A 232-nucleotide genomic window follows, 5' to 3' on the forward strand; every position below is an offset into this window, starting at 1 on the left:
GCCCCTCTCGTGCCTGGTCATCACCCGCTACCAGCACGTGCTGCCCACCCTGCGCATCCTGTTGGTGGAAGCAGGCCACCCGGTTCCCGACGAGAGCGGGGAGGCTGCGGCCCGAGAAATCCTCGAGGAGGTGAAACGGGTGGGGCCGGACGACTTGGTCCTCGCCTTGGTGAGCGGCGGAGGTTCCAGCCTGCTGTCCCTCCCGGCGCCGGGCATCGGCATGGTGGACCTC

1 protein-coding gene is annotated in these 232 nt (G+C 69.4%); it reads left to right on the top strand.

The window, feature by feature from the left end:
• Window positions 1-232, top strand: a 232-nt coding sequence (locus ACTFO6_RS20045) for a DUF4147 domain-containing protein (protein ID WP_439936023.1), incomplete at both ends; no start/stop codon positions are given.

The organism is Pelomicrobium sp. G1 (assembly GCF_051905455.1).
GTDB lineage: Bacteria > Pseudomonadota > Gammaproteobacteria > Burkholderiales > UBA6910 > Pelomicrobium.